General features: G+C 66.1%; 20 protein-coding genes. 13 read left to right on the plus strand and 7 right to left on the minus strand.

The annotated features are described in order from the left end of the window. Positions 1-85 precede the first annotated feature (85 nt). The 3 genes from QX132_RS28320 (at position 86) to QX132_RS28330 (ending at position 2,515) form a co-directional block, all read left to right on the plus strand. On the plus strand, positions 86-586 hold the full coding sequence (locus QX132_RS28320) for an Lrp/AsnC family transcriptional regulator (protein WP_315773624.1): 501 nt from the start codon (positions 86-88) through the stop codon (positions 584-586). Between the two features lie 112 nt (positions 587-698). After that, positions 699-1,028, plus strand: a complete 330-nt coding sequence (locus tag QX132_RS28325) for a hypothetical protein (RefSeq protein WP_315775612.1) — start codon at positions 699-701, stop codon at positions 1,026-1,028. A gap of 20 nt (positions 1,029-1,048) precedes the next feature. Continuing rightward, entirely contained in the window at positions 1,049-2,515 is a 1,467-nt protein-coding gene (locus tag QX132_RS28330) for a methyl-accepting chemotaxis protein (protein WP_316163415.1), read from the plus strand. A gap of 63 nt (positions 2,516-2,578) precedes the next feature. Here the strand turns inward: QX132_RS28330 and QX132_RS28335 are convergent, their stop codons facing one another. The 4 genes from QX132_RS28335 to QX132_RS28350 all read right to left on the minus strand — a co-directional run bounded on the left by QX132_RS28335 (position 2,579) and on the right by QX132_RS28350 (position 8,888). Further along, positions 2,579-4,078 carry a phosphomannomutase/phosphoglucomutase gene (locus tag QX132_RS28335; protein ID WP_315812548.1) on the minus strand — a complete coding sequence of 500 codons (1,500 nt, stop codon included), beginning with the start codon at positions 4,076-4,078 and terminating at the stop codon, positions 2,579-2,581. A gap of 224 nt (positions 4,079-4,302) precedes the next feature. Beyond that, a complete protein-coding gene (locus tag QX132_RS28340; RefSeq protein ID WP_315773682.1) occupies positions 4,303-4,803 on the minus strand; it encodes a TIGR02281 family clan AA aspartic protease in 501 nt (166 codons plus the stop codon). A 161-nt stretch (positions 4,804-4,964) separates the two neighbouring features. Next, positions 4,965-7,439: an ATP-dependent helicase HrpB gene (gene hrpB, locus QX132_RS28345; protein WP_316163416.1), complete on the minus strand. Its 2,475-nt coding sequence runs from the start codon at positions 7,437-7,439 to the stop codon at positions 4,965-4,967. A gap of 129 nt (positions 7,440-7,568) precedes the next feature. Then, entirely contained in the window at positions 7,569-8,888 is a 1,320-nt protein-coding gene (locus QX132_RS28350; RefSeq protein WP_315734961.1) for a UDP-glucose/GDP-mannose dehydrogenase family protein, read from the minus strand. Positions 8,889-9,039: 151 nt separating this feature from the next. Here QX132_RS28350 and QX132_RS28355 point away from each other — a divergent pair, with 151 nt between their 5' ends. After that, entirely contained in the window at positions 9,040-10,092 is a 1,053-nt protein-coding gene (locus QX132_RS28355) for an acyltransferase family protein (protein WP_315812550.1), read from the plus strand. Between the two features lie 8 nt (positions 10,093-10,100). On the opposite strand, the gene QX132_RS28360 is transcribed toward QX132_RS28355, so the two are convergent. Further along, positions 10,101-11,069 (minus strand): quinone oxidoreductase, encoded by a 969-nt coding sequence (locus tag QX132_RS28360; RefSeq protein WP_316163417.1) that lies wholly within the window; start codon positions 11,067-11,069, stop codon positions 10,101-10,103. A 99-nt stretch (positions 11,070-11,168) separates the two neighbouring features. On the opposite strand from QX132_RS28360, the gene QX132_RS28365 reads away from it, so the two are divergent. From QX132_RS28365 to QX132_RS28380, 4 genes are all read left to right on the plus strand, one after another. Then, positions 11,169-12,023, plus strand: a complete 855-nt coding sequence (locus tag QX132_RS28365) for a LysR family transcriptional regulator (protein WP_316163418.1) — start codon at positions 11,169-11,171, stop codon at positions 12,021-12,023. Positions 12,024-12,095: 72 nt separating this feature from the next. Next, on the plus strand, positions 12,096-15,161 hold the full coding sequence (polA, locus tag QX132_RS28370; RefSeq protein WP_316163419.1) for a DNA polymerase I: 3,066 nt from the start codon (positions 12,096-12,098) through the stop codon (positions 15,159-15,161). A gap of 1,006 nt (positions 15,162-16,167) precedes the next feature. Further along, positions 16,168-17,367: a glycosyltransferase family 87 protein gene (locus QX132_RS28375; RefSeq protein WP_316163420.1), complete on the plus strand. Its 1,200-nt coding sequence runs from the start codon at positions 16,168-16,170 to the stop codon at positions 17,365-17,367. An 84-nt stretch (positions 17,368-17,451) separates the two neighbouring features. Further along, positions 17,452-18,087, plus strand: coding sequence for a LysE family translocator (locus tag QX132_RS28380; protein WP_316163421.1), 636 nt, complete (start codon positions 17,452-17,454; stop codon positions 18,085-18,087). A 129-nt stretch (positions 18,088-18,216) separates the two neighbouring features. Here QX132_RS28380 and QX132_RS28385 read toward each other — a convergent pair whose 3' ends face one another. Further along, positions 18,217-18,843: a glutathione S-transferase family protein gene (locus QX132_RS28385; protein ID WP_315783933.1), complete on the minus strand. Its 627-nt coding sequence runs from the start codon at positions 18,841-18,843 to the stop codon at positions 18,217-18,219. Between the two features lie 169 nt (positions 18,844-19,012). On the opposite strand from QX132_RS28385, the gene pyrE reads away from it, so the two are divergent. Beyond that, complete coding sequence (gene pyrE, locus QX132_RS28390) at positions 19,013-19,570, plus strand: orotate phosphoribosyltransferase (RefSeq protein WP_315734978.1); 558 nt, start codon at positions 19,013-19,015, stop codon at positions 19,568-19,570. 188 nt (positions 19,571-19,758) lie between these two features. After that, positions 19,759-20,577 (plus strand): DUF2865 domain-containing protein, encoded by an 819-nt coding sequence (locus QX132_RS28395; RefSeq protein WP_315734980.1) that lies wholly within the window; start codon positions 19,759-19,761, stop codon positions 20,575-20,577. A gap of 107 nt (positions 20,578-20,684) precedes the next feature. Here the strand turns inward: QX132_RS28395 and QX132_RS28400 are convergent, their stop codons facing one another. Further along, positions 20,685-21,116 (minus strand): hypothetical protein, encoded by a 432-nt coding sequence (locus QX132_RS28400; protein ID WP_315734982.1) that lies wholly within the window; start codon positions 21,114-21,116, stop codon positions 20,685-20,687. 187 nt (positions 21,117-21,303) lie between these two features. Here QX132_RS28400 and QX132_RS28405 point away from each other — a divergent pair, with 187 nt between their 5' ends. The 3 genes from QX132_RS28405 (at position 21,304) to QX132_RS28415 (ending at position 25,260) form a co-directional block, all read left to right on the plus strand. Further along, positions 21,304-21,606, plus strand: a complete 303-nt coding sequence (locus QX132_RS28405; RefSeq protein ID WP_315735714.1) for a GIY-YIG nuclease family protein — start codon at positions 21,304-21,306, stop codon at positions 21,604-21,606. Positions 21,607-21,827: 221 nt separating this feature from the next. Next, positions 21,828-24,335: a glycogen/starch/alpha-glucan phosphorylase gene (locus tag QX132_RS28410; RefSeq protein ID WP_315734984.1), complete on the plus strand. Its 2,508-nt coding sequence runs from the start codon at positions 21,828-21,830 to the stop codon at positions 24,333-24,335. A 106-nt stretch (positions 24,336-24,441) separates the two neighbouring features. Then, the gene (locus tag QX132_RS28415; protein ID WP_315734986.1) at positions 24,442-25,260 is read left to right on the plus strand and encodes a thioesterase family protein; all 819 of its coding nucleotides are present in this window, start codon (positions 24,442-24,444) and stop codon (positions 25,258-25,260) included. The last annotated feature ends 118 nt before the right edge of the window (positions 25,261-25,378 follow it).

The following is a 25,378-nucleotide window of genomic DNA, read 5'->3' on the forward strand; positions in this document are numbered from 1 at the left end:
CAACGGGCTGAACGGCCGATCCTTGCCTTGGAACGATTTTCTCTATATGAGGGTTTTATAGCCTTCATATGGAACAAGTTTCTCCATGACCGATGTCGCCGCCCAAAGCTCCGAGGCCAATCGCCGGCTCGATGCCATCGACCGCAAGATTCTGATGGTCCTGCAGGAGGACGCTTCGCTGTCCGTCGCCGAGATCGGCGACCGGGTCGGACTGTCGTCGACACCGTGCTGGAAGCGCATCCAGCGGCTGGAGGCCGATGGCGTGATCCTGCGCCGGGTGGCCCTGGTCGATCAGAACAAGATCGGGCTCGGCATCTCCGTGTTCGTGTCGGTGGAGAGCGCCGACCATTCTGAGGCCTGGCTGCGCAAATTCGCCGAGGCGGTCAGCTCGATGCCGGAGGTGATGGAGTTCTACCGGATGGCCGGCGACGTCGACTACATGCTGCGCGTCGTCGTTGCGGACATGCAGAGCTACGATGTCTTCTACAAGAAGCTGATCAGCGCGGTGCCCCTCAAGAACGTCACCTCGCGCTTCGCCATGGAGAAGATCAAGTCGGTGACGGCGCTGCCGGTGCCGCCGGTCTGAGCCGAGCATTCCGGGCAGCTTCGACGTTGCAGCGCTAGCGTCCCGAACCTCGGTCGTCATCCCTAACGAACGTTTACCTGAAGTTATTCCCATCCCTCTATTCTTGGATGCGATGACGTCCGGTGCAACCATACCTCAGCCTTCGCGCGCCTGGCTCAATGCCACGGCGCTCCTGATCGCGAGCTTTGTCGCGGTTGCTGCGCTGTCACTCCAGGTGCGCATGGGGAGCGAAATCGTGGCCGTCGCTTTCCCACCTTGGTGGAGCGCGCAACAGGCGATGCTCGCTGCGGCCTCGGCTGACGCCGCTCTCGTGCGCACGACGACCGTTTCATCGCTGCTGGTCGTCCGTCCCGGCGAACACGACGGCTTGGCGCGGCTGCGCGAGGCTGGCGCCTGGCTCATCATCGATCCGCAGGCGGTCTCCGCCTGCTTTGCAAAATGATCTCTTTGGGGGAATAGGAAATGACCGTCGAGACCAGCGATCTGGCAACCGTCCGGCACACGACCAGCAAGCTTCTGCTGGCGGTGCTCTGGGTTCACGTTCCGCTCTCCCTCATCATCGGGCTGTCGCGCGGCGACTGGTTGATGCCGACCATGCTCATGGTCGTCATGGCAGTGGTGGCAACCCTTTCCTGGCGCAGCGCTGGCGACACTTTGTCGACCCAGCTCACCGTCGCAGTCGCCGTCATGGGCGGCGTATCCGTGCTCGTCTACCAGATGTCCGGACATGCCTGGCAGATCGACATGCACATGTATTTCTTCGCGGCGCTGGCCTGTCTGGTCGCATATTGCGACTACCGGCCGATCCTGGCCGGCACCGTCGCCGTCGCGCTTCACCATCTGGTCCTGAACTTCGTCTTTCCTGCAGCGATCTACCCGGGCGGCGCTGATTTCGGCCGCGTTGTGCTGCATGCGGTCATCCTGCTGATCGAGGCCGGCGTTCTCATCGCCCTCGCGCTCAAGCTGACGCAGTTGTTCGAAACCAGCGCGCGCAAGACCGCGGAAGCCGAATCGGCGATCGCTGCCGAGGCGCGCGCCAACGCCGAGCGGTTCGAGGCCGAGCAACGCGTCAAGCAGCAGACCGATCTTGCCCGGCGCGAGCTGGCAGAGGGCTTCGAGCGCAAGATCGGCGGCATCGTCGAGGCGGTGGCCGTCGCCGCAAACGAGATGCAGAGCCTGTCCTCGTCGATGAGCCGGAGCAGCGCCGAGTCCTCGCGCCAGACGTCGGCCGCGGCCGGCGCCTCGCAGCAGGCGTCGACCAATGTCGAGACGGTCGCTGCCGCAACGGAAGAGCTGACTGCGTCGATCAACAACATCTCGCAGCAGGTGACGCGCTCGGCGGAGATCGCCGCGAAAGCGGCGGACGAAGCTCGCCGCACCAACACGGTGGTCGAGAGCCTGGCTGCCGGCACCCAGAAGATCGGCGAGGTGGTGACGCTGATCCAGACGATCGCCAGCCAGACCAACCTGCTGGCGCTGAATGCCACCATCGAGGCGGCGCGCGCTGGCGAGCACGGCAAGGGCTTCGCCGTCGTGGCAAGCGAGGTCAAGGCGCTCGCCAACCAGACCGCGAAGGCCACCGAGGAAATTTCCAGCCAGGTGCAGAGCATCCAGAGCGCCACGGGGGACGCCGTCAGCGCCATCCAGGCGATCGGGGGAACGATTGCCGAGATCGACGAAATCTCCAAGGAGATCGCCACCGCGGTCGAGCAGCAGGGCCTCGCCACCGGAGAAATTTCCGGCAACGTGCAGCAGGCGGCCGAAGGCACGCGGCTTGTCAGCCAAAGCATGGGCAGCGTGACCCGTGCCTCCGACGAGACCGGCAGCGCCGCGTCCCGGCTGCTGGAGTCGGCGAACGGACTATCCTCGCAATCCACCCGGCTCAAATCCGAGGTCGATCAGTTCCTGAGCTCCCTGAGGGCTGCTTGATCCCATCGAATAGGATGGGATCAGCGCGAGCATCGGCCCCAGCGCGACATCATCAACGCGGCCTCAGATCGTCTGGTTGTAGGCGCCGACTTCGGGATGCGTCCGCAGCACCTCGTTGACCGCCTCGAACATGTCGTGCATGCGCCGCTCGGACACCGGGCTTTCGACTACCACCACGAGCTCGGGCTTATTGGATGACGCTCGCACCAGACCCCAGCTGCCGTCCTCGACCGTGACGCGCACGCCATTGACGGTGACGAGATCGCGGATCGGCTGGCCCGCGACCTTGCCGCCCTGCTGCTGCAGCGCCTGGAAATGCTTCACTACGGCGTCGGCGACGCCGTATTTGACCTCGTCGCCACAATGCGGCGACATCGTCGGCGACGACCAGGTCTTCGGCAGCGCGTCCTTCAGGTCGGCCATCGATTTTCCGGGCGCGCGATCGAGCATCTCGCAGATCGCGATCGCCGAGACCAGACCATCGTCATAGCCGCGACCGAATGGCTTGTTGAAGAAGAAGTGGCCGGATTTCTCGAAACCGGCGAGCGCGCCGAGCTCGTTGGTGCGGCGCTTCATGTAGGAATGGCCGGTCTTCCAATAGACGGTCTTCGCGCCCTGGGCCTGCAGCACCGGATCGGTCATGAACAGCCCGGTTGATTTCACGTCGACGACGAACTGCGCATTCTTGTGGATCGCCGACATGTCGCGCGCCAGCATCACGCCGACCTTGTCGGCAAAAATCTCCTCGCCGGTGTTGTCGACCACGCCGCAGCGGTCGCCGTCGCCATCAAATCCGAGACCGACATCGGCCTCGTGCGCGAGCACGGCATCGCGGATGGCGTGCAGCATCTCCATGTCTTCGGGATTGGGATTGTATTTCGGGAAGGTGTGATCGAGCTCGGTGTCGAGCGGGATCACCTCGCAGCCGATCGCCTCCAGCACCTGCGGCGCGAACGCGCCCGCGGTGCCGTTGCCGCAGGCCGCGACCACCTTGAGCCTGCGCTTGAGCTTGGGACGGCTGGTGAGGTCGGCGATGTAGCGCGCCGGATAATTCTCGTGAAATTGGTAGGAGCCGCCACCGCCGTTCTTGAACTCGGCGTTGAGCACGATCTCCTTCAGCCGGGTCATCTCCTCGGGCCCGAAGGTGAGCGGACGGTTGGCGCCCATCTTCACGCCGGTCCAGCCGTTGTCATTGTGCGAGGCGGTCACCATGGCGACGCAGGGCACGTCGAGATCGAACTGCGCGAAATAGGCCATCGGCGTCACCGCGAGGCCGACGTCATGCACCTTGCAGCCGGCGGCCATCAGGCCCGAAATCAGGGCGTATTTGATCGAGGCGGAGTAGCCGCGGAAATCGTGCCCGGTCACGATCTCCTGCTTCACGCCGCGTTCGGCGATCAGCGCGCCCAGCCCCATGCCGAGCGCCTGCACCCCCATCAAATTGATCTCCTTATTGAACAGCCAGCGCGCGTCATATTCGCGGAAGCCCGTCGGCTTCACCATCGGCTCGGATTCGAAGGCGTAGGTATTGGGAACCAGGACGGGCTTGGGTTTCGGAAACATCAGGAGACGGCCTCGGCAATATCACATCAATGGAAGAAGGCGTTCATGCTTAGCACGACGTCAGACAACAGTGTCAGAAGGCAGAGGAATGCAGGCAACAATCGGGCAGGACCGCTCGCGCAGGCCACCCGACGAACTATTCAATGACTGCGACTCGGGATCGGCCTGCCTGCCGGTATATGGGGGCCGGTGACGCGCGAAACAACATTCCGCTTCGGTGCAGCCTACTGCTCCAGCACCATCTGGCCGTTGGCGTAAGCGAAACGCTTCAGCTTGGACAGGAAGGACAGGCCGAGCAGGTTCTCCGACAGCGCCGTATCGGGCAGCACCAGCGCGTCGACATCGCGCACGGTGAGCTCGCCGAGCTCGACCATCGCGAGCTTCGCCCGCGCCGCCTTCACGGTGCCGTTGGCCGTGGTCACGGTGGCGGTGTAGTCGCCGCGCGCAGGGCGCAGGCCGAAGCGGGCGGCCGAGCTTTCGTTCAGCGCGACCATCGAGGCGCCGGTATCGACCATGAAGCTGATGCGCTGGCCGTCGATGCGGCCGTCGGCGCGGAAGTGACCGCGGCGGTCGGTCGGAATGCTCAGGCTGCGCTGGCCCGCGGCAGACGGTTCCGCCGTGGCAACCCGCACGGACGGTGTCGCGGATGCCGACGCGGGGGTCAGGCGATCGGCCAGTTGCGCCATGAAGGTGCCGAGACCGACGAGAACGGCCGCAAAGATCATTATGTTACGCATGACGCAAACGCCCGACTTTACCCCGCAACCGATTTGACCATCAAAGCCGCTGACGGGCGACTGCGAGCGACCGGCTGCCGCCGCCATTTTGGCGAAAACGATGAGTGAAGCGTTAACGACAACGATAGCGGCGGTACAATTTGCATGAGCTACGTTCCCCGCGGCTTGGCCCGCCGGGTCGGCTCGGCATGGGCCGGATCGTCGGGCCAGGGATGGCGCGGATAACGGCCGCGCAGGTCGGTGCGGACCGCGGCATAGGAGCCGCGCCAGAAGCCGGGCAGATCGCGCGTCACCTGTACCGGCCGCTGCGCCGGCGACAGCAGCTCCAGCACCAGGGGCACCGCGCCGCGCGCGATCGAGGGATGGACGTTCAGGCCGAACAGCTCCTGCAGCCGCACCGCGATGGTGGGCCCCTGCTCGGCCTCGTAGTCGATCGCCAGCATGGTGCCGGTCGGCGCCTCGAAATGCGTCGGCGCCTCCCGGTCGAGCCGGGCCCGCAGATCCCAGGGGAGCAGTGCCATGACGGCATCCGAGACGTCGCCGGGCGAGACATCCTTGAGCGAGGTCTTGTCGGCCAGCAGCGGCACCAGCCAGTCCTCGCGCCGCTCGGCAAGCCCCGCATCCGACAGGTCCGGCCAACTGTCGCCTTCCGCCTTGCGCAGGAAGGTAACGCGATCGCGCCATTGCAGGGCGGCCTTCGACCACGGCAGCCTGTCAAGGCCCGCGGCGCAGATGCCGTCGGCGAAGATGCGCGCGGTCTCCTCCGACGGCGTCAGCGCGACCGGCGCATCGGCCATGGTGATCGCATGCAGCTTGCGTCGGCGCCGCGCCCGCAACGCCATCGCGTCTTGATCGAAGCTGACCTCGTCTCTCGCTTCGATATGCGCAGCAAAATGCCGCTCGATATCCTCGATCGCCAGCGGCGCCGCCAGCAGGATGCGGCCGCTGGCCGCCGTTCCCGTCAGCTCACCGACCGCGATATAGGGTACGCGCGCCAGCGACGAGGTCGGCTCGACGGCGGCGCCACGGCCATTGGCGAGCACGAAGCTGGCATTGCCGCGGTTGCGCGCGATCCGGTCCGGAAAGGCAAAGGCGAGCATCAAGCCGGTGCTGAGCTGCCCTTGCACTTGCGGGGAGGAAGCCGCCTCGACCTGCTGCGCCCAGCGCCGTGCCATGTCACGCGCACTCTGCGCCCGTTGCGAGCGGTCGCGACGGAACTGATCGAGCCTGACCTCGAGATCAACGCTGTCGCCGCCCAGCCCGCGCTCGGTCAGGATGGCGGCGATGTCGGCGGCCTGCGCGGCGGCGCCATAATCGGCGGCGTCGACGATCATGCGGGCGAGCCGCGGCGGCAGCGCCAGTGCCCGCAGGCGGCGGCCCTCGTCGGTGAGGCGGCCTTCTTCGTCGAGAGCGTCGATCTCGCGCAGCAAATCACGCGCCTCCTTCCAGGCCGGTTGCGGCGGCGGATCGAGGAAGCTCAGCGCGGAGGGGTCACTGACACCCCATTGCGCCAGATCGAGCACCAGCGAGGACAGGTCGGCGCTGAGAATTTCCGGCTGCGTATAGGCCGCCAGCGAGGCCGTCTGCGGCTCGTCCCATAGCCGGTAGCAGACGCCAGGCTCGGTGCGGCCGGCGCGGCCACGGCGCTGATCGACAGCGGCGCGCGAAGCCCGCACCGTCTCTAGCCGGGTCAGGCCGATGTCCGGCTCGTAGCGCGGCACCCGGGCGAGCCCGGAATCGACCACGATGCGGACGCCTTCGATGGTCAGCGAAGTCTCGGCAATCGAGGTCGCCAGCACCACCTTGCGCTGCCCTTTTGGGGCGGGCGAGATGGCGCGGTCCTGGACCGCGGCATCGAGCGCACCGAACAGCGGCACGATCTCAACGCTGGCATCGTGGACGCGCTCGGCGAGCATGGTCTGGGTGCGCCGGATTTCGGCGGCGCCCGGCAGGAAGGCGAGCACGGAGCCGGCATCGGCGCGCAGCGCGCTGGCGATGGTTTCGGCCATCTGGCGCTCGACGGGCGCATCCGGCTTGCGGCCGACATAGCGGGTCTCCACCGGATAGGCGCGGCCCTCGCTCTCGACCACCGGTGCATTGCCGAGCAGGGTAGCGACGCGGGCGCCGTCGAGCGTCGCCGACATCACGAGGATGCGGAGATCCTCGCGCAGCCCCTGCTGCGCATCACGCGCCAACGCCAGGCCGAGATCGGCATCGAGCGAGCGCTCGTGGAATTCGTCGAACAGCACGGCGGCGACGCCGGTCAGCTCGGGATCATCCAGGATCTGCCGCGTGAAGATGCCCTCGGTGACGACCTCGATGCGGGTCGCGCGCGAGATCTTCGAGCCGAAGCGCACGCGGTAGCCGACGGTGTCGCCTACGCGCTCGCCGAGCGACTTCGCCATCCGCTCGGCGCTGGCGCGGGCCGCGATCCGGCGGGGCTCCAGCACGATGATCTTCTTAGTTCCGACCCACGGCGCATCACGCAAGGCCAGCGGCACCCGCGTGGTCTTGCCGGCGCCGGGCGGCGCCACCAGAACGGCGGTGTTGCTGCGTTCGAGCGTGCCGGACAGGTCGTCCAGCACGGCGTCGATGGGCAGCGGTGTGTCGAAGCGAAGGGGCAATCGTTGAACCCGTCATTGCCCGCGAAGGCGGACAATCCAGTAGACGCAGATCTCGCGGATGACGAAGATCGAGGCTACTGGATACCCCGCCTGCGCGGGGTATGACAACGTCATGTCACGCTCCTCACATCACGCGCCCTTCACCGACGGCCTGCCCACGCTCTCGTAGACGAAGCCGTGAGCGGCCATCTCGTCGGGGCGGTAGACGTTGCGCAGGTCGACGACGACCGGATGGGCCATCACCTCCTTGAGGCGATCGAGATCCATGGCGCGGTACTGCACCCATTCGGTCACCAGCACGATCGCATCGGCGCCCGTCGCGCACTCATAGGGATCGTCGAAATAGGCGATCTCCGGCAGCTCCTTCTTGGCCTGCTCGATGCCGACCGGATCATGCGCGCGCACCTTGGCGCCCATGTCGAGCAGCCCGGTCACCAGCGGGATCGACGGCGCCTCGCGCATGTCGTCGGTCTCCGGCTTGAAGGTGAGGCCGAGCACCGCCACCGTCTTGCCGCGCAGATTGCCGCCGACCGCATGCGCGACCTTGCGCGCCATCGCTCGCTTGCGGTTGTCGTTGACGGCCAGCACCGATTCGACGATGCGCAGCTGCGTGTCGTAGTCCTGCGCGATCTTGATCAGCGCGCGCGTATCCTTCGGAAAGCACGAGCCGCCGAAGCCCGGACCGGCATGCAGGAACTTGGAGCCGATGCGGTTGTCGAGACCGATGCCGCGCGCCACCTCCTGCACGTCGGCACCGACCTTCTCGGCGAGATCGGCGACCTCGTTGATGAAGGTGATCTTGGTGGCGAGGAACGCGTTGGCGGCGTACTTGATCAGCTCGGCGGTGCGGCGCTCGGTGTACATCATCGGCGCCTGGTTCAACGACAGCGGGCGATAGATGTCGCCGAGCACCTTGCGGCCGCGCTCGTCCGCGGTGCCGACGACGATGCGATCCGGCCATTTGAAATCGCGGATCGCGGCACCTTCGCGCAGGAATTCCGGATTGGAGGCAACGACGACATCGGCCGTCGGATTGGTCTCGCGGATGATGCGCTCGACCTCGTCGCCGGTGCCGACCGGCACCGTCGACTTCGTCACGACCACGGTGAAGCCGGTGAGGGAGGCTGCGATCTCGCGCGCTGCGGCATAGACGTAGGTGAGGTCGGCGTGACCGTCGCCGCGCCGCGACGGCGTACCAACCGCGATGAACACGGCATCGGCCTCCGCGACCGGCTGCTTGAGGTCCGTGGTGAAATCGAGCCGCTTGGCCTTGACGTTGGCCGCGACCAGCGCATCCAGGCCGGGCTCGAAGATCGGGATTTCTCCGCGATGCAGCGCGGCGATCTTGCTCTCGTCCTTGTCCACGCAGGTCACCTGGTGGCCGAAATCGGCGAAGCAGGCACCGGACACCAGCCCCACATAGCCCGTGCCGATCATCGCAATTCGCATCGAAACCCATCCTTCAAGGTTAATACTTTCGCGTCTTAAACCATTTGCGGTTCAAGGGGAATTTAGAAAACGGCATGACGTTTGGATGACAAGGAGGAGTATTAACGGCTCTGCCCGACAATGCGGCAGCTCCGCGCCAAAGAGGGACAGCATGACCGCAAATGGTACGCCGAAATCGGCCGGAACCGAGGCGCGCATCGACTGGGTCGACTACGCCAAGGGTATCTGCATCATCATGGTCGTGATGATGCACTCGGTGCTCGGCGTCGAGCTGGCCGCCGGCGAGACCGGCTTCATGCACGCCGTCGTCGCATTCGCCAAGCCGTTCCGGATGCCCGACTTCTTCCTGATTTCCGGCCTGTTCCTGCCGCTGGTGATCGACCGGGATTGGCGCACCTATATCGACCGCAAGGTCGTGCATTTCGCCTATTTCTACGTGCTGTGGGTGACCATCCAGTTCGGCTTCAAGGCGCCCGGCTTCGCCGCGGCCTCCGGCTGGCAACATGCCGGCTATCTGTATCTCGAATCCTTCGTCGAGCCGTTCGGCACGCTGTGGTTCATCTATCTGCTGCCGATCTTCTTCGTCGTCATCAAACTGACACGAAAGCTGCCGGCGCCGGTGATCTGGGGCATCGCGGCCGGCCTGGAAATGTCGCATATCGTCACTGGCTGGACCGTGATCGACGAATTCTGCGCCCGCTTCGTCTACATCTATTCCGGCTATCTGTTCGCGACCACCATCTTCGCGCTGTCGGACCGCGCGCGGGCGCAGCCGATGCTCGCCATCGTCGGCCTGCTCGCCTGGGCGGTGATCAACCAGTCGCTGGTGAACCTCGGTGTCAGCGAATGGCCGGCTGTCTCCCTCATGCTTGGCTATGCCGGCGCGGTCGCCATCATCATCGCCGGCACGCTGCTGGCGCGCGCGCAACTCCTCAATGCGCTGCGCTTCTGTGGCGAGCATTCGATCGTGATCTACCTCGCCTTCTTCCTGCCCATGGCAGCCACACGCACAGTCCTGCTGAAGACCGGGGTGATCGGGGACATCGGAACGATCTCGCTGCTGGTCACGATCGCCGGCGTGCTCGGCGCGCTCCTGATCTGGCGCCTCGCGCTCCGCGTCGGCGCCCGCTTCCTGTTCGAACGCCCCATCGCGTTCTGGATCGCTCCGCTGAAGCCGAAAGCCGTGTTGCAGCCGGCGGAGTAGCCTCACCGTCAGGGCACCAGAAGCAGCGCGCCACGGCTGCGGCCGCTCTCCAGATCGATATGGGCCTCGACGACCCGCGCCAGCGGATACGCGGTGCCGTGGCCGACGAGATCGCCATCGGCGAGCGCGGCGAGAACCGTCGCTGCATCCCTGCGATAGTCGGCGACATCGTTGACATGGGCCATCACGCTCGGGCGTGCCAGCGACAGGCTGCGGCGCGGCCCCAGCTCCTCGACGGCAAGGCTTGGAATTGGACCGCCGGACTGACCGATGCTGGCGACCGTCCCGAACGGCCTGACGCAGGCGAGCGTCCGTGCAAGCGTCTTGCCGCCGACGCCATCATAGGCGACGTCGACGCCGCGCCCGTCGGTCAATCGCTTCACGGCATCGACAAAGTCAGCATCCCGGCCGACGATCAGATGGCGCGCGCCAGCGGCACGCGCGAGCTCCGCCTTGGCCTCCGAGCTCACCGTGCCGATGACGGTCGCGCCGCGCAGCCGAGCCAGTCGCGTCAGCACCTGGCCGAGCCCGCCGGCGGCACTGTGCACCAACAGCGTCGTTCCGGCTCCGACGGCATAGGTACGATTGAGCAGCATCACCGCGGTGATGCCTTTCAGCAGGGTCGACGCAGCGCTCGCTTCAGACACGGCGTCGGGCAGCGGCATCGCGCGCCAGGCGGGCAGATTTCGCTCCGAGGCATAGGCGCCGACCGGGGCGCCGGCATAGGCGACGCGGTCGCCGACGGACAACTCTGTCACGTCCGCGCCTTTCGCGGTCACGATCCCCGCCCCTTCGACGCCAGGAACTCCATCGGGCAGCGGATAGAGGCCGCTGCGCTGGTAGATATCGATGAAGTTCACGCCGATCGCGGTGTGGCGCAGCCGGATCTCGTTGGCGCCCGGCGCCGGCAGCTCAACATTCTCCAGCACCAGATTCTCCGCGCCACCGGGTGACTTCAGTCGAACGATAGCAACCATGCCCGTCTCCACACATCTTGCCTTGATCCGGACAGTGTGGTCAGCGTTGGCATTCTGCGGAATTGCCCAATTTGGCTCCCCTATTGTGAATATTCGAACATGCGGATCGACTGGACCGACCTTCACCACTTCGTGACGCTGGCCCGCGAGGGCACGCTGTCGGCCGCCGCACGTGGTCTCGGCGTCGATCATGTCACGGTGGCCCGCCGGGTCGCGGCCCTGGAACGGGCCACCGGACTGAAGCTGGTCGACCGCCGAGCGCGGGCCTATGAGCTGACCGAGGACGGCCGCCGCCTCGCCGCGGCCGCCGGCCCGATGGAGCAGGCCGCGTTCGCGATCGAGCGCGCCGTGGTCGCATCGCGTCCCGGTCTGGCCGGTGAGGTCTCGGTCAGCGCGCCGCCGACGCTCGCCAACAGGCTGATCGCGCCACGGCTGGTCGAGCTGCACCGACGGCATCCTGCCATCATCATCAAGCTGATCGGCGAGAAGCGCAGCGCCTCGCTCAACCGACGGGAAGCCGACATCGCTCTGCGACTGTCGCGTCCCGACGAGCCCGGCCTGATCGCACGCAAGATCGGCAGCTTCGGCTTCAACCTCTACGGCGCGCCGCACTATCTCAAGGAGACGCCGCAGCATGCGCTCGGATTCATCGCCTATGATGCCAGCATGGACTCGGCACCCCAGCAGCAATGGCTGAAGGCGGTCGCCGGGCAGCGCACGATCGTGTTTCGGAGCAGCGATCTCGAGAGCCAGGCCGCAGCGGCGCGCGCAGGGCTGGGGCTCGCCGCCCTGCCGCATTTTCTCGGCGATCATGATCCTGACCTCACCCGCTTCGAAGCCGGCGGCGCGGCCATCAGCAGGGACATCTGGCTCATCGTTCATCGCGACCTCAGGCGCACGCCCCTCATTCGCGCCGTCATGGAGTTCCTGACCCGCTGCGTCCGACCGGACTGAGGGGCGGAAAAATCCGGTGCGCATGGCGTCGTCACGGCTGTCAATGCGAGCGAAAATCCCTACATTGCGGCCATGCCCAAAGCTCCCCAGAAAGCCGCCGCCACGCCCGCCGCTCCCGCGCCTGCCGCCGCCAAGGGCGCGGCCAAAGGCGACCATGTGTTCCTGGTCGACGGCTCGTCGTACATCTTCCGCGCCTACCACGCGCTGCCGCCACTCAACCGCAAGTCCGACGGGCTGCAGGTCAATGCCGTGCTCGGCTTCTGCAACATGCTGTGGAAGCTCCTGCGCGACATGCCCGAGACCGACCGTCCCACGCATCTGGCCATCGTGTTCGACAAGTCCGAGGTCACGTTCCGCAACAAGATCTTTGCCGACTACAAGGCGCACCGGCCGCCGGCGCCCGACGATCTGATCCCCCAATTCGCGCTGATCCGCGAGGCGGTCCGCGCCTTCGAGCTGCCCTGCCTGGAGCAGGCCGGCTACGAGGCCGACGATTTGATCGCGACCTATGCGCGGCTTGCCTGCGAGCGCGGCGCCACCACCACCATCGTGTCCTCCGACAAGGATTTGATGCAGCTCGTCAACGACTGCGTCACGATGTACGACACGATGAAGGACCGCCGCATCGGCATCGCCGAAGTCATCGAGAAGTTCGGCGTGCCGCCGGAGAAGGTGGTCGAGGTGCAGGCGCTGGCCGGCGATTCCACCGACAACGTACCGGGCGTGCCCGGCATCGGCATCAAGACCGCCGCGCAGCTGATCACCGACTATGGCGATCTCGAACGGCTGCTGACGCGCGCGGGCGAGATCAAGCAGCCGAAGCGGCGCGAGGCTCTGATCGAGAACGCCGAGAAGGCGCGGATCTCGCGCCAACTGGTGCTGCTCGACGACAAGGTCGCGCTCGAGGTGCCGCTCGACGACCTCGCGGTGCACGAGCCGGATCCGCGCAAGCTGATCGCGTTCCTGAAGGCGATGGAGTTCACGACGCTGACGCGCCGCGTCGCAGAGTATTCGCACATCGATCCCGCCGACGTGTCGGCGGATGAGCAGTTGAAGAGTGGTGCGGGCACTGCTGCCTCCGTTCCCTCCCCCCTTGTGGGGGAGGGTCAGGGAGGGGGGCACCCCACCAACGGTGCCTCCGCAGCACCCCTCTCCCCAGCCCTCCCCCACAAGGGGGGAGGGAGCCCTCGCACCGGTGATCCGCGTACCGACAAGTCGGCGATGAGCAAGGGCACGCCGGCGAGCCTCGCGGAATCCAGGGCGGAGGCGGCGAAGAGCGGGCGGATCGATCGCGACAAGTACCAGACGCTGCGTAGCCTCCCAGAGTTGAACACCTGGCTCGCGCGCATCCATGACTTCGGCCGCGTCACTCTCGAGGTCAAGGCCAGCTCGATCGATCCGATGCAGGCTAGCTTGTGCGGCATCGCCCTGGCACTTGCGCCGAATGAGGCCTGCTACATCCCGCTGGCGCATCGCCAGGCCGGCGATGGCGGCGGCCTGTTCGATGCCGGGCTCGCGCCGGACCAAATCAAGGAGAGCGATGCGCTCGCCGCGCTGAAGCCGGTCCTCGAATCCACAGGGCTGCTCAAGATCGGCTACAACATCAAGTTCATCGCCGTGCTGCTGGCGCAGCACGGCATCACGCTGGCGAATGTCGACGACATCCAGCTGATGAGCTACGCGCTCGATGCCGGGCGCGGCTCGCACAAGCTCGAGTCTCTGGCCGAGCATGTGCTCGGCCACGCCGTGCTCGGCGAAAGCGAGCTGATCGGCAGCGGCAAGAACAAGCTGACGTTCGAGCAGGTCGCGATCGACCGGGCCACGGCGCATTCCGCCGAAGCGGCCGATGTCATTCATCGCGTCTGGCGCGTGCTGAAGCCGCGCCTCACGGCCGAGCGCATGACCGCCGTCTACGAGACCTTGGAGCGGCCGCTGGTGCCGGTGCTCGCGCGCATGGAGCGGCGCGGCATCTCGATCGACCGCCAGGTGCTGTCGCGTCTGTCCGGCGATTTCGCCCAGACTGCCGCTAGGGTCGAGGCCGAGCTGCAGGAGCTGGCCGGCGAGCCGATCAATGTCGGCAGCCCCAAGCAGATCGGCGACATCCTGTTCGGCAAGATGGGCCTTTCGGGTGGCACCAAGACCAAGACCGGCGCCTGGTCGACGTCCGCGTCGATTCTCGACGACCTCGCCGAGCAAGGCAACGAGTTCGCGCGCAAGATCCTGGAATGGCGCCAGGTCTCGAAGCTGAAATCGACCTATACCGATGCGCTGCCGACCTATGTCAACCCGCAGACGCATCGCGTGCACACCACCTACGCGCTGGCGGCGACCACCACCGGCCGGCTGTCGTCGAACGAGCCGAACCTGCAGAACATCCCAGTCCGGACCGAAGATGGCCGCAAGATCCGCCGCGCCTTCATCGCGACGCCGGGCCATAAGCTGGTGTCGGCCGACTACTCGCAGATCGAGTTGCGGCTGTTGGCGGAGATCGCGGACATCCCGGTGCTGAAGCAGGCGTTCAAGGACGGGCTCGACATTCACGCGATGACGGCGTCCGAAATGTTCGGCGTGCCGATCAAGGACATGCCGAGCGAAGTCCGCCGCCGCGCCAAGGCGATCAATTTCGGCATCATCTATGGCATCTCCGCCTTCGGCCTTGCCAACCAGCTCGGCATCGCCCGCGAGGAGGCCTCGGCCTACATCAAGCGCTATTTCGAGCGCTTCCCGGGCATTCGCGACTACATGGATGCGACCAAGGAGTTCTGCCGCAAGCACGGCTATGTCGTCACGCTGTTCGGCCGCAAGTGCCATTACCCGGAGATCAATGCATCGAACGCCTCGGTCCGCGCCTTCAACGAGCGCGCCGCGATCAACGCGCGGCTGCAGGGCACCGCAGCCGACATCATCCGGCGCGCCATGACCCGCGTCGAGGAGGCCCTGGCGCAAAAGAAGCTGTCGGCTCAGATGCTGCTGCAGGTGCATGACGAACTGATCTTCGAGGTGCCGGACGACGAGGTCGCCGCGACCTTGCCGGTGGTGCAGCACGTCATGCAGGACGCCCCCTTCCCCGCCGTGCTGCTCTCGGTGCCGCTGCACGTCGATGCGCGGGCCGCCGACAATTGGGACGAGGCGCATTGAGCTGATCGCGGTGATCTCTGCTTCGTCATCGCGAGCGCCGAAATCCGTCCACGAGCGAGATGCCACCCTCCCCTGGAGGGGGAGGGTCGATCGCACGCGAAGCGGGCGAGCGGGGTGGGGTGAGCCGCGGGCGCCGGCGCCTGTGGAGAGATCACCCCACCCCCCCCTCCCATTCGCTGCGCTCATGAGAGGCGACCCTCCCCCTCCAGGGGAGGGTGGGCAGTGTGCCTCGCAACGCAGCCCTCATACGCATCCGTTTGATGCTCCCCGATACGATGATCATTGGCTGCAACGCGAGGCGTAGACATGCCTCAGCCTTCTCGCAGCATGATTTGCTCGAGGGATGCATGTCGTTCGCCCTCTGAATTTTGCAAAGGGCGCAGGGAAGGCCGGGCCTCGGCTGAGGCCCGTGGCCCGCCTGCTCAAAAGAATGCAGGCGGCAGGTACCACAGGTCCAGCCGGACAGACCCGGCCCTCCCTGCGCGATGGGCTTAACGTCTGCTCCGAGCTCTCCCCGGGGACCGGCTTGTTTGCCCCCGTCACCAGCGCGACACGTGATGTCACGCAGGCTTGGCGCCAGCTTCGGGGCGCCAGGACCACACGGCTTGAACGTCCGCGAGCTGCCAATCGTCCAGTGCATCAGCACCTGACAGGCCCACGGCCACCGCTCCCCGCCTCAACGTATCGTGACGACGCGTACGCCCCTCTGCATGAGGACGGGATGCGCTGAATAGAGCACGACTTCGGAAAAATAGCAATATAAATCTTGACGAGCGCGTTGCCCGATGCGGAGCGATGACCCCGTCCCCTGTCCACGGTCACTCGGAACGCGGAGATTTTACCCCTCGTTAGGCACGATGAGATCGCGCCTGGCCGGATGGACGGACGGTAACACGGCGTGCAGCGCACGCTGGCAAGGTTGGAGAGGCACCGCACGCGAGCGATCGCTGACAGCTCCGATCATCCCCATGCCACGACTGCGCCGAGGGCGCGAACGAAGAGCTCCATGACCACGACCTCATCCGCAGCTCACCCCAAGACGCGCGACCGGCGCGCGGTGCTGATCCTGCTGGTCGCGATGGCGCTCTACAACGGCGCCTATCTCGTCGGCTGGGCGCTGTCGTCGCCGCAGCCGGCGTTTGGCGACTTCTTCGGGCTATGGTCGTTCGGCAGATTTGCCGCGCTGTCCGGCGCCAGCATCTACGATCCGGTTGCGCTCGCGCACTATCAGCAGACGCTGGATCCGACGCTGGGCGGCGGCGGCTTTCCCTATCCCTATCCGCCGACCTTCCTGCTGGTGCTGATACCCCTGGGCATGCTGGCGCTGCCGGTGGCCTACGTCTGCTGGATCTCGGTCACCTTCGCGCTCTATGGCCTGGCGACGCTGGCGCGCGATTGGCGCTCGTTAAGCTCTCTGGCGCTGCTCGCGGCGCCAACCACGCTCATCAACGCGATCACCGGCCAGAACGGTTTCCTGTCGGCGGCCTTGCTGATCGGCGGACTGCGACTGCTCGCGAGCCATCCCATCATTGCCGGCGCCCTGCTCGGCCTGCTCGCCTACAAGCCGCAATTCGTGCTGCTGATGCCGGTCGTGCTGCTGGCGTCACGCAACTGGCGCGCCATCCTCTCGGCAATCGCGACGACCGTGATCGTCGCGGTCGTCTCCAGCGCTGTGCTCGATCCGTGGATCTGGCTCGAATGGATCGTGAAGTTTCCGAGCTATCAGGCGCAATTGCAGGCCAACCAGGCCAGCCTCGATCACATGATGCCGACGGTCATCGCTGGCTTGCACGCGCTCGGCGCGCCGCCGCCGATCGGCTACCTGGTTCAGCTCCTGTTGTCCTGCTCCATCGTCGTGATGGTCTGGGACGCCTGGCGGCGCGGCATGACGGAGCAGGCGATCGCGCTGGTCGCGGTCGGCAGCGTCATCGCCACGCCCTACGCGATGATCTACGACATGCCGATGGTGGCGGCGGGGATCGCGATCCACTGGAACGCGCGGAGCGACGCCGGCGAGCCGATCGCGCCGCTGGAGATCGGCCTCGTGATCGCGCTCGGAGCCTGCCTGCTCGCCATGATCGGGCACTCCGTGCCGCTCGCGGCGGCCATTCTGCTGGTCCTGCTGGCGTTGAGCATCGCCGGTGTGTTCGACCGCTCCGGCAGACCGCTGCCTGCGCTGGACGTCGCGCCGCCGGCGGCGGGCTGATTGCTCTCGGTGCAATTGACCGGATGACGATGCGTGATCGTCCGCGCTAAAGCAGCGGCAGAGATCCCGATCATCGAACCAGTCATGCCGCACACATCCTCCCTGCTCGCTTTCGCCCTCGTCTCGCTCGGCATGGTGCTGACACCAGGGCCGAACATGATCTATCTGATCTCGCGCTCGATCACGCAGGGCCACGCCGCCGGCCTGGTCTCGCTCGGCGGCGTTGCCGTCGGCTTTCTGGTCTACATGCTGGCGGCGGCGTTCGGCATCACGGCGCTGCTGTTTGCCGTGCCGTTCGCCTATGACGCGCTGCGCCTCGCCGGCGCGGCCTACCTGCTCTATCTGGCGTGGCAGGCGGTGAAGCCGGGCGGACGCTCGCCATTCCAGGTGAGGAAGCTCGCCATCGACAGCCCGCGCAGGCTGTTCCTGATGGGGCTCGTCACCAACCTGCTGAACCCGAAGATCGCGATGCTGTATCTGGCGCTGCTGCCGCAGTTCATCGATCCCGCTGTTGGCAGCGTGCTGACGCAGTCGGTGGTGCTCGGCGCGATCCAGATCGTGATCAGCGTCAGCGTCAACGCCATGATCGCCATGGCGGCGGGATCGATTGCCCTGTTCCTGGCGACACGGCCGAGTTGGGCGCTGGTGCAGCGCTATCTGATGGGCACGGTGCTCGCGGGACTTGCGGTGCGCATGGCGCTGGAGGCGCGGCGGGGGTGATTTCCATCGGCTCCCCCACCTTGTCCGCCGAAGCCTCCCGGCAAAGGCGGACGAGAGCGGGAGAGGGGGCACCGCGCGTGCGGAAAGATCTCGGAAGTCATCGTCGGCAAAGAACGGCCGATGAGCTTCTCAGTCCAGCTTCGCCTCCATGCCGCGCTTCACGGCGGGGCGGGCCATCAGGGTATCGTACCAGCGCTCGACGTGGGGAAAGTCGGCCAGATCGACCTTGTGGCGGGGGTGGCGCCAGGCCCAGCCGAGGATGGCGAAGTCGGCGATCGAGAGCGCGCCGGCGACGAACTCGTGCTGCGCCAGCCGGCGGTCGAGCACGCCATAGAGCCGGACCGTCTCGGCCATGTAGCGCTTGAGGCCGTAGGCGCGGTCCTGCTCGTTGGTCAGCGCGATGAAATGGTGCACCTGGCCGGGCATCGGGCCGAAGCCGCCCATCTGCCACATCAGCCATTCATAGACCGGAATCCGCTCGGCGAGGGATCTCGGCAGGAACTGCCCGGTCTTCTCAGCCAGATAGAGCAGGATGGCGCCGGATTCGAACACGCTGACCGGCTTGCCGTCGGGGCCGTCCGGATCCACGATGGCGGGAATCTTGTTGTTGGGGCTGATCGCCAGGAACTCCGGCGCCATCTGGGCGCCCTTGGTGATGTCGACCGGAACGACGCGGTATCGCAGCCCCATCTCCTCCAGCGCGACCGAGATTTTGCGCCCGTTCGGGGTGTTCCAGGTGTACAGCTCGATCGTCATGCGGGGCATCCTTCCCAATCGTCCTTGCTTGGTCGCGGGCTCCCATTAGCTCGAAACTGCATCCGGCTTCAAACGTACCGTTGTTGATGGGACATCGTGGCGGCTGGTCTCCGCCGCCCGCCCCCGATAGATTGCGCCACCCAAGAATCCACCCTCAGGGGAAAACGCCGTGTCCAAATCCGCCTCCCGCGCCCGCCTCCTCGAGATCATCCGCAGGCGCTCGTTCGGCCGTGGCGAGGTCACGCTGGCCTCCGGCCGCAAGAGCGATTTCTATTTCAACCTGAAGCCGACCATGATGGACCCGGAGGGCGCCACCTTGCTCGCCGAGCTCACCTATGAGGCGCTGAAGGACGAGGGCTTCGATTATATCGGCGGCCTGGAGATGGGCGCGGTGCCGCTCGCCGGCGCGATCGCCCAGATCTCCTGGATCAAGGGCCATCCGATCGCGGCCTTCTTCGTCCGCAAGAAGCCGAAGGAGCATGGCGCCAGGCTCGCGATCGAGGGCCTAACCCGCGACGAGACCCTGGCCGGCAAGCGCATCGTCGTGGTCGAGGACGTCACCACCACCGGCGGCTCGGCGATGAAGGCCGTGGAAACCCTGCGCGAGGCCGGCGCCGAGGTGACGCTGGTGTTCACGATGGTCGACCGCGAGGAAGGCGCCGCCGAGACCTTCGCCCAGGCCGGCCTGCCGTTCCAGGCGCTCTTCAAGGCGCACGAATTCCTCTGAGGCGCTTGGCACGCGGCGCAATTCGCCGCCCGCGCATACCGCTCATTTACCAACGCCCGTTAAGGTTACCGCAAAGCTGATGGCGCCATGCCTTGGGCAAGGCGCGTTCGATCGCACATGATCGAGCGACGCGGGTTGCCGCGTCACGGCGTGGCTTTGCGGTGAAGATCCTGGCGATGGAGCGGGCGTTGCGTAGCGTGTTGTCGTTTCGGCGGAGGTCCCGCCACGTCGCTGTCGCGGCGACGGTCGGCCTCGTCGCGGCCGGCGCGCTGGCGCCGCGGATGGCGTCGGCCCAGGGCCTGTTCGACTTCCTGTTCGGCGGCTTCAACAAGCCGCAATCGCAGCGGCCGGCGGCGCAAGGCGGCCTCTTCGCCGATCCGTTCGGCACCAACCCGCAGGCCCCCGCCCAGCCGCGCGCCGCGAGCGGCGGATCGGGCGCAGCGTTCTGCGTGCGCACCTGCGACGGCCGCTATTTTCCGCTGGCGCGCGGCCTCGCCTCGCCGGCGCAGATGTGCCAGGCGTTCTGCCCGGCCAGTGCGACCAAGATCTATTTCGGCTCCAACATCGACTACGCCACGGCGGCGAACGGGGAACGCTATGCCGACAGCGAGAACGCGTTCGCCTATCGCCAGGCGCTGCGCGCCGACTGCACCTGCAACGGCCGCGATCCGGCCGGGCTGGCGCCGGTCGATCTGTCGCTCGACACCTCGCTGCGCCAGGGGGACGTCGTCGCCACGGCCGACGGGCTGGTGGCCTATTCCGGCGCGCGCGGCAGCGGCGGCCAGCCGGCCGACTTCAAGCCGGTCGCGTCCTATCCCGGGCTCAACTCGGACATGCGGGCCAAGCTGAGCGAGATGAAGGTCGCGCCGGTGCGCGCCGACATGGTCGGCGCAGACGCGCAGGCCATGGCTCTGCCGGCGGACGTCAATGTCAGCACCGCACCGCCGCCCCTGAGCATCGCGCCAAAGCCCGCCGCAAGCCGGCTGAAGCAGGCGGATGTGAATTGAACACGCGCTGCGCCAAGGCGCAGCGCCGGCGTCGGCGCAGGCCGGCTCGGCACAGCGACCTCTGGAGCTTGAGCGCGGACTGCGTCCGCCGGGACTGACGGCCAGGACTAGCGCGCGACGATCACGCCGATGACGTTCGGCGCTTCCAGATATTTCTCCTCGATCGCTGCCCGTGCGGCGGCGCGGTTGTCCGGCGTCAGCAGGCCGCGCTTCTCGGCCAGGATCATCCAGCAGAAGCCCCACCAATCGGTCAGCATGCCCTCGTCGTCGACCAGGTCATAGCCCTGCTCCGCGGCGAAGATGCGCGCTCGCGCCTCGTCGAGGCCATCGAGGAAGGTGTGGTCGGTGGCCGAGAACAGGTCGTCGGAAATGTCGTCGATGGTGTAGCCCCAGACCGACATGCACACCGCGTTGAAAGCGCGATCGATCTGGTCGTCGTCGACGGCCCGCCGCCGCGCCGTCTTGTGCAGCCGCGTCAGGCTGCGCGCGAAATCGGCAATGCGGGTCAGGGCCAGGGGATCGAAGGCGATATGGGACATGGGTGTCCTCGCGGGATGCACTGATGCCGGTTTGTCTGGGGCGGATCGAATCGCAATCAGGATAAACGATCGCCTGCTGAATTGTTCTTAATTTGTTCTTGCGGAAAAAGGAAGTGCTGATTTATCGTCGTCCCGGCCCCCGAGCCGGGACCCAGAGCCACCGCAGCCCTTTGGTTTGCACGGACCGATAAGCACCCAGGCCGCATGGACGGTCTACATTCTTGCCAGCGGGCATCATGGCACGCGGTGCATCGGCATCACCAATGATGTCAGAAGGCGCCTCGAAGACCACCGTGCCGGGCGAGGCGCCAAGTTCGTCAGCAGGTACAAGGTTTTTCACCTGGTTCACGTCGAGAGCTTACCGACTCCGATCGAGGCGATCGCTCGCGAGAAGCAGCTCAAGAACTGGCACCGCGACTGGAAGGTCGAGCTGATTGAAAGGGACAACCCCGATTGGAGTGACTTGTCGGGCCTCATCTTCGGCCGGTGAGTCTGGATCCCGGCTTTCGCCGGGATGACGATGTGGAGAGTCCTTTCAACATCACCGCATATGCAACCAGCCGCCAGCGTGTTCCGCCCCCGGAACTCCGGCCCCGTTTTTGCATCATTTTCCATCACCTAGCTGTGCGGACCAGCCTTTCCCCGGGTTTCGGACCGCGCGCAACCATCGTATGCTTTTACCGGTTCCTCGTAGCATCACAGGTTTCCAAGGTGACAGATCAGCCGTCCCAGCGCAGCTTCGTAAGCATCGGCCAGCCCGTCGACGAATTGGCGGTCGCGGAGATCAAGAGCGACATCCTGGCCAAGCTTCGCCTCGCCATCGGCAAGGAAGCGAGCCAGGCGACGCAGCAGGACTGGTACCACGCCGCGGCGCTGACCTTGCGCGACCGCATCGTGCATCGCTGGCTGACCGCCGACAAGGAGAGCTACGACGCCGGGCGCAAGCGCGTCTATTATCTCAGCCTCGAATTCCTGATCGGCCGCCTGTTCACCGACGCGCTCAACAACATGGGCCTGATGAAGGTGTTCGAGACCGCGCTCGGCGATCTCGGCGTCGGCCTGACGGACCTGCGCAAATGCGAGCCGGACGCCGCGCTCGGCAATGGCGGCCTCGGCCGCCTCGCGGCCTGCTTCATGGAGAGCATGGCGACCTTGCAGATCCCGGCGATCGGCTACGGCATCCGCTATGATTTCGGCCTGTTCCGCCAGGTGATCGTCGACGGCTGGCAGCACGAATATCCCGACGTCTGGCTGTCGTTCGGCAATCCCTGGGAATTCCAGCGCCCAGAGGTGGTCTATCACGTCCATTTCGGCGGCGGCGTCGAGCATGTCGACGACAAGGGCCGCGACCGCGCGATCTGGCACCCCGGCGAGACCGTGCAGGCGGTCGCCTATGACACCCCGATCGTCGGCTGGCGCGGCCAGCATGTGAATGCGCTCAGGCTGTGGTCGGCTCGCTCGCCAGACCCGCTGAAGCTCGACGTCTTCAACTCCGGCGACTATCTCGGCGCCTCAGCAGAAGAAGCGCGCGCCGAGGCGATCTGCAAGTTCCTCTATCCGAACGACGAGAGCCCGGCAGGACGCGAGCTGCGGCTGCGCCAGGAATATTTCTTCGTCTCGGCCTCGCTGCAGGATCTCGTCAAGCGCCATCTCGGCTCCGACGGCCAGCTGCGCAGCCTGGCGCAGAAGGCCGCGGTGCAGCTCAACGACACGCATCCTTCGCTCGCCGTGGCCGAGCTGATGCGGATCCTGGTCGACCTGCACAATTTCCGCTGGGACGAGGCCTGGAAGATCACCATCGCGACCTTGTCCTACACCAACCACACGCTGCTGCCGGAGGCGCTCGAGACCTGGCCGGTCGAGCTGTTCGAGCGGCTGCTGCCGCGGCATCTCGAGATCATCTACCACATCAATGCGCAGCATCTCGCGCTCGCCGAGCAGCGCGCACCGGGTGACATCGACTACCGCGCCTCGGTGTCCCTGATCGACGAGAAGAGCGGCCGTCGCGTGCGCATGGGCCAGCTCGCCTTCGTCGGCTCGCACCGCATCAACGGCGTCTCGGCGATGCATTCCGACCTGATGAAGGAGACCGTGTTCCACGATCTCAACCATCTCTATCCCGGCCGCATCACCAACAAGACCAACGGCATCACCTTCCGCCGCTGGCTGACCCTGGCCAATCCCAAGCTGACGAACCTCTTGCGCGAGGCCTGCGGCGACGCCGTCGTCGACGATCCGACGCTGCTGTCGAGCCTCGAGAGCTACGTTGCCGACGCCAGCTTCCACCAGAAGTTCCGCGCGGTGAAGCATCACAACAAGGTGCTGCTGACGCGTCTGATCGTCGAGCGCATGAACGTGCGTCTCGATCCGGGCGCGCTGTTCGACGTGCAGATCAAGCGCATTCACGAATACAAGCGCCAGCTCTTGAACATCCTCGAAGCCGTCGCGCTATATCAGGACATGAAGGACGACCCGCAACGCGACTGGGTGCCGCGGGTGAAAATCTTTGCCGGCAAGGCGGCGGCGAGCTACCGCTACGCCAAGCTGATCATCAAGCTGATCAACGACGTCGCCGACACCGTCAACAACGATCCCGCGATCGGTGGCAAGCTGAAGGTGGTGTTCATGGCCGACTACAATGTCAGCCTGGCGGAAACGATCATTCCCGCGGCCGACCTGTCCGAGCAGATCTCGACCGCCGGCATGGAGGCCTCCGGCACCGGCAACATGAAGCTGGCGCTGAACGGCGCCCTTACCATCGGCACGCTGGACGGCGCCAATATCGAGATCCGCGACAATGTCGGCGCCGACAACATCGCGATCTTCGGTATGGAGGCCGACGAGGTCATGCTCCGCCGCAAGCAGGGGCTGGACGCGTCCGACGTGATCCACCGGTCACCGCGGCTGGCGCGCGCGATCGATGCGATCGCGACCGGCGCGTTCTCGCCGGACGAGCCCGGCCGGTTCGAGCCGATCGCGCATGCGCTGCGCCATCTCGACCACTATATGGTCTCGGCCGATTTCGATTCCTACTACGAGGCCCAGCGCGGCATCGATGCACGCTGGCAGACCGTGCCGGCCTGGACCCGCGCCTCGATCCTGAACGTCGCGCGCATGGCGTGGTTCTCCTCCGACCGCACCATCCGCGAATATGCCGACGACATCTGGAACGTGCCGGTCGGCCCGGTGATGGCGCCGGTGCAAGCGCAGCGGGCGTGAAGGGCCCTTCCCTCCCGCCTTCAGCAATGACCCATGACGTCATTGCAAAGGCCTTCGATTGCTTTTCACCTGACGGCCATCATACGATGACCGTCGGGAGGAATGCATGACCGAACCGCCAGTTCACTTGTTCGACGAGGCGACCCGGGTCACTGCCGGCGACAGCCGCTGGCAGGGGCGGACCAGCCCGGATTACTGGGCTTTCGTCGGCCCGTTTGGCGGCGTCACGGCGGCGACCGTACTGCGCGCGTTGATCCAGCACCCGCAAATCCAGGGCGATCCGCTGGCGGTGACGGTGAACTATTGCGCGCCGATCGCGGAAGGGCCGTTCGATCTCGACGTGCGGTTGGTGAAAGCGAACCGCTCCTCGCAACATTGGTGCGTCGAGCTGAGTCAGGGCGACTCTGACGCGGCGACGCTCGCCACCGTCGTGTTCGCCGAGCGCCGGCCGTCCTGGTCGCACCAGCCGGCCACAAAGCCCGAGGCGCCGCCGTTCGACCAGGTCAAGCGTCATCCCGACACGAACATGTCCTGGACCAAGCAGTACGATTTCCGCTTCATCGAGGGCCGTCCGGCATTTGGCGCATCGTCGTCGGGTGAGCCGCACAGCAGCTATTCCCGGCTCTGGATCTCCGACCGCAAGCCGCGCAAGCTCGACTGCCTGTCGCTGCTGTCGATGTCGGACGCCTTCTTCGGCCGCGTCTTCCACGCCCGCGGCGAGCTGGTGCCGTTCGGCACGGTGTCGCTGACGACCTATTTCCACGTCAGCCGGGACGAGCTCGCGGCCGAGGACATCACGCACGTGCTCGCAACGGCCGATGCCAAGGTGTTCAACCGCAGCTACCAGGACCAGCACGGCGAGCTATGGTCGCCGTCCGGCCGGCTGCTCGCGACGACGACGCAGATCGCGTATTTCAAGGCGTGAAAGCCGGGACGCAAGCCAAGAAAACGGCGTCGTCCCGGCCTTGAGCCGGGACGACAGCTGTGGGTATGGCTTGAGCCCGCGCCTCTCGTGCATTGAACGGGGCGGAGCGGGAAGATGT

Origin of the sequence: Bradyrhizobium sp. SZCCHNRI20481 (genome assembly GCF_032485055.1) — a bacterium.
Classification (GTDB): domain Bacteria; phylum Pseudomonadota; class Alphaproteobacteria; order Rhizobiales; family Xanthobacteraceae; genus Bradyrhizobium.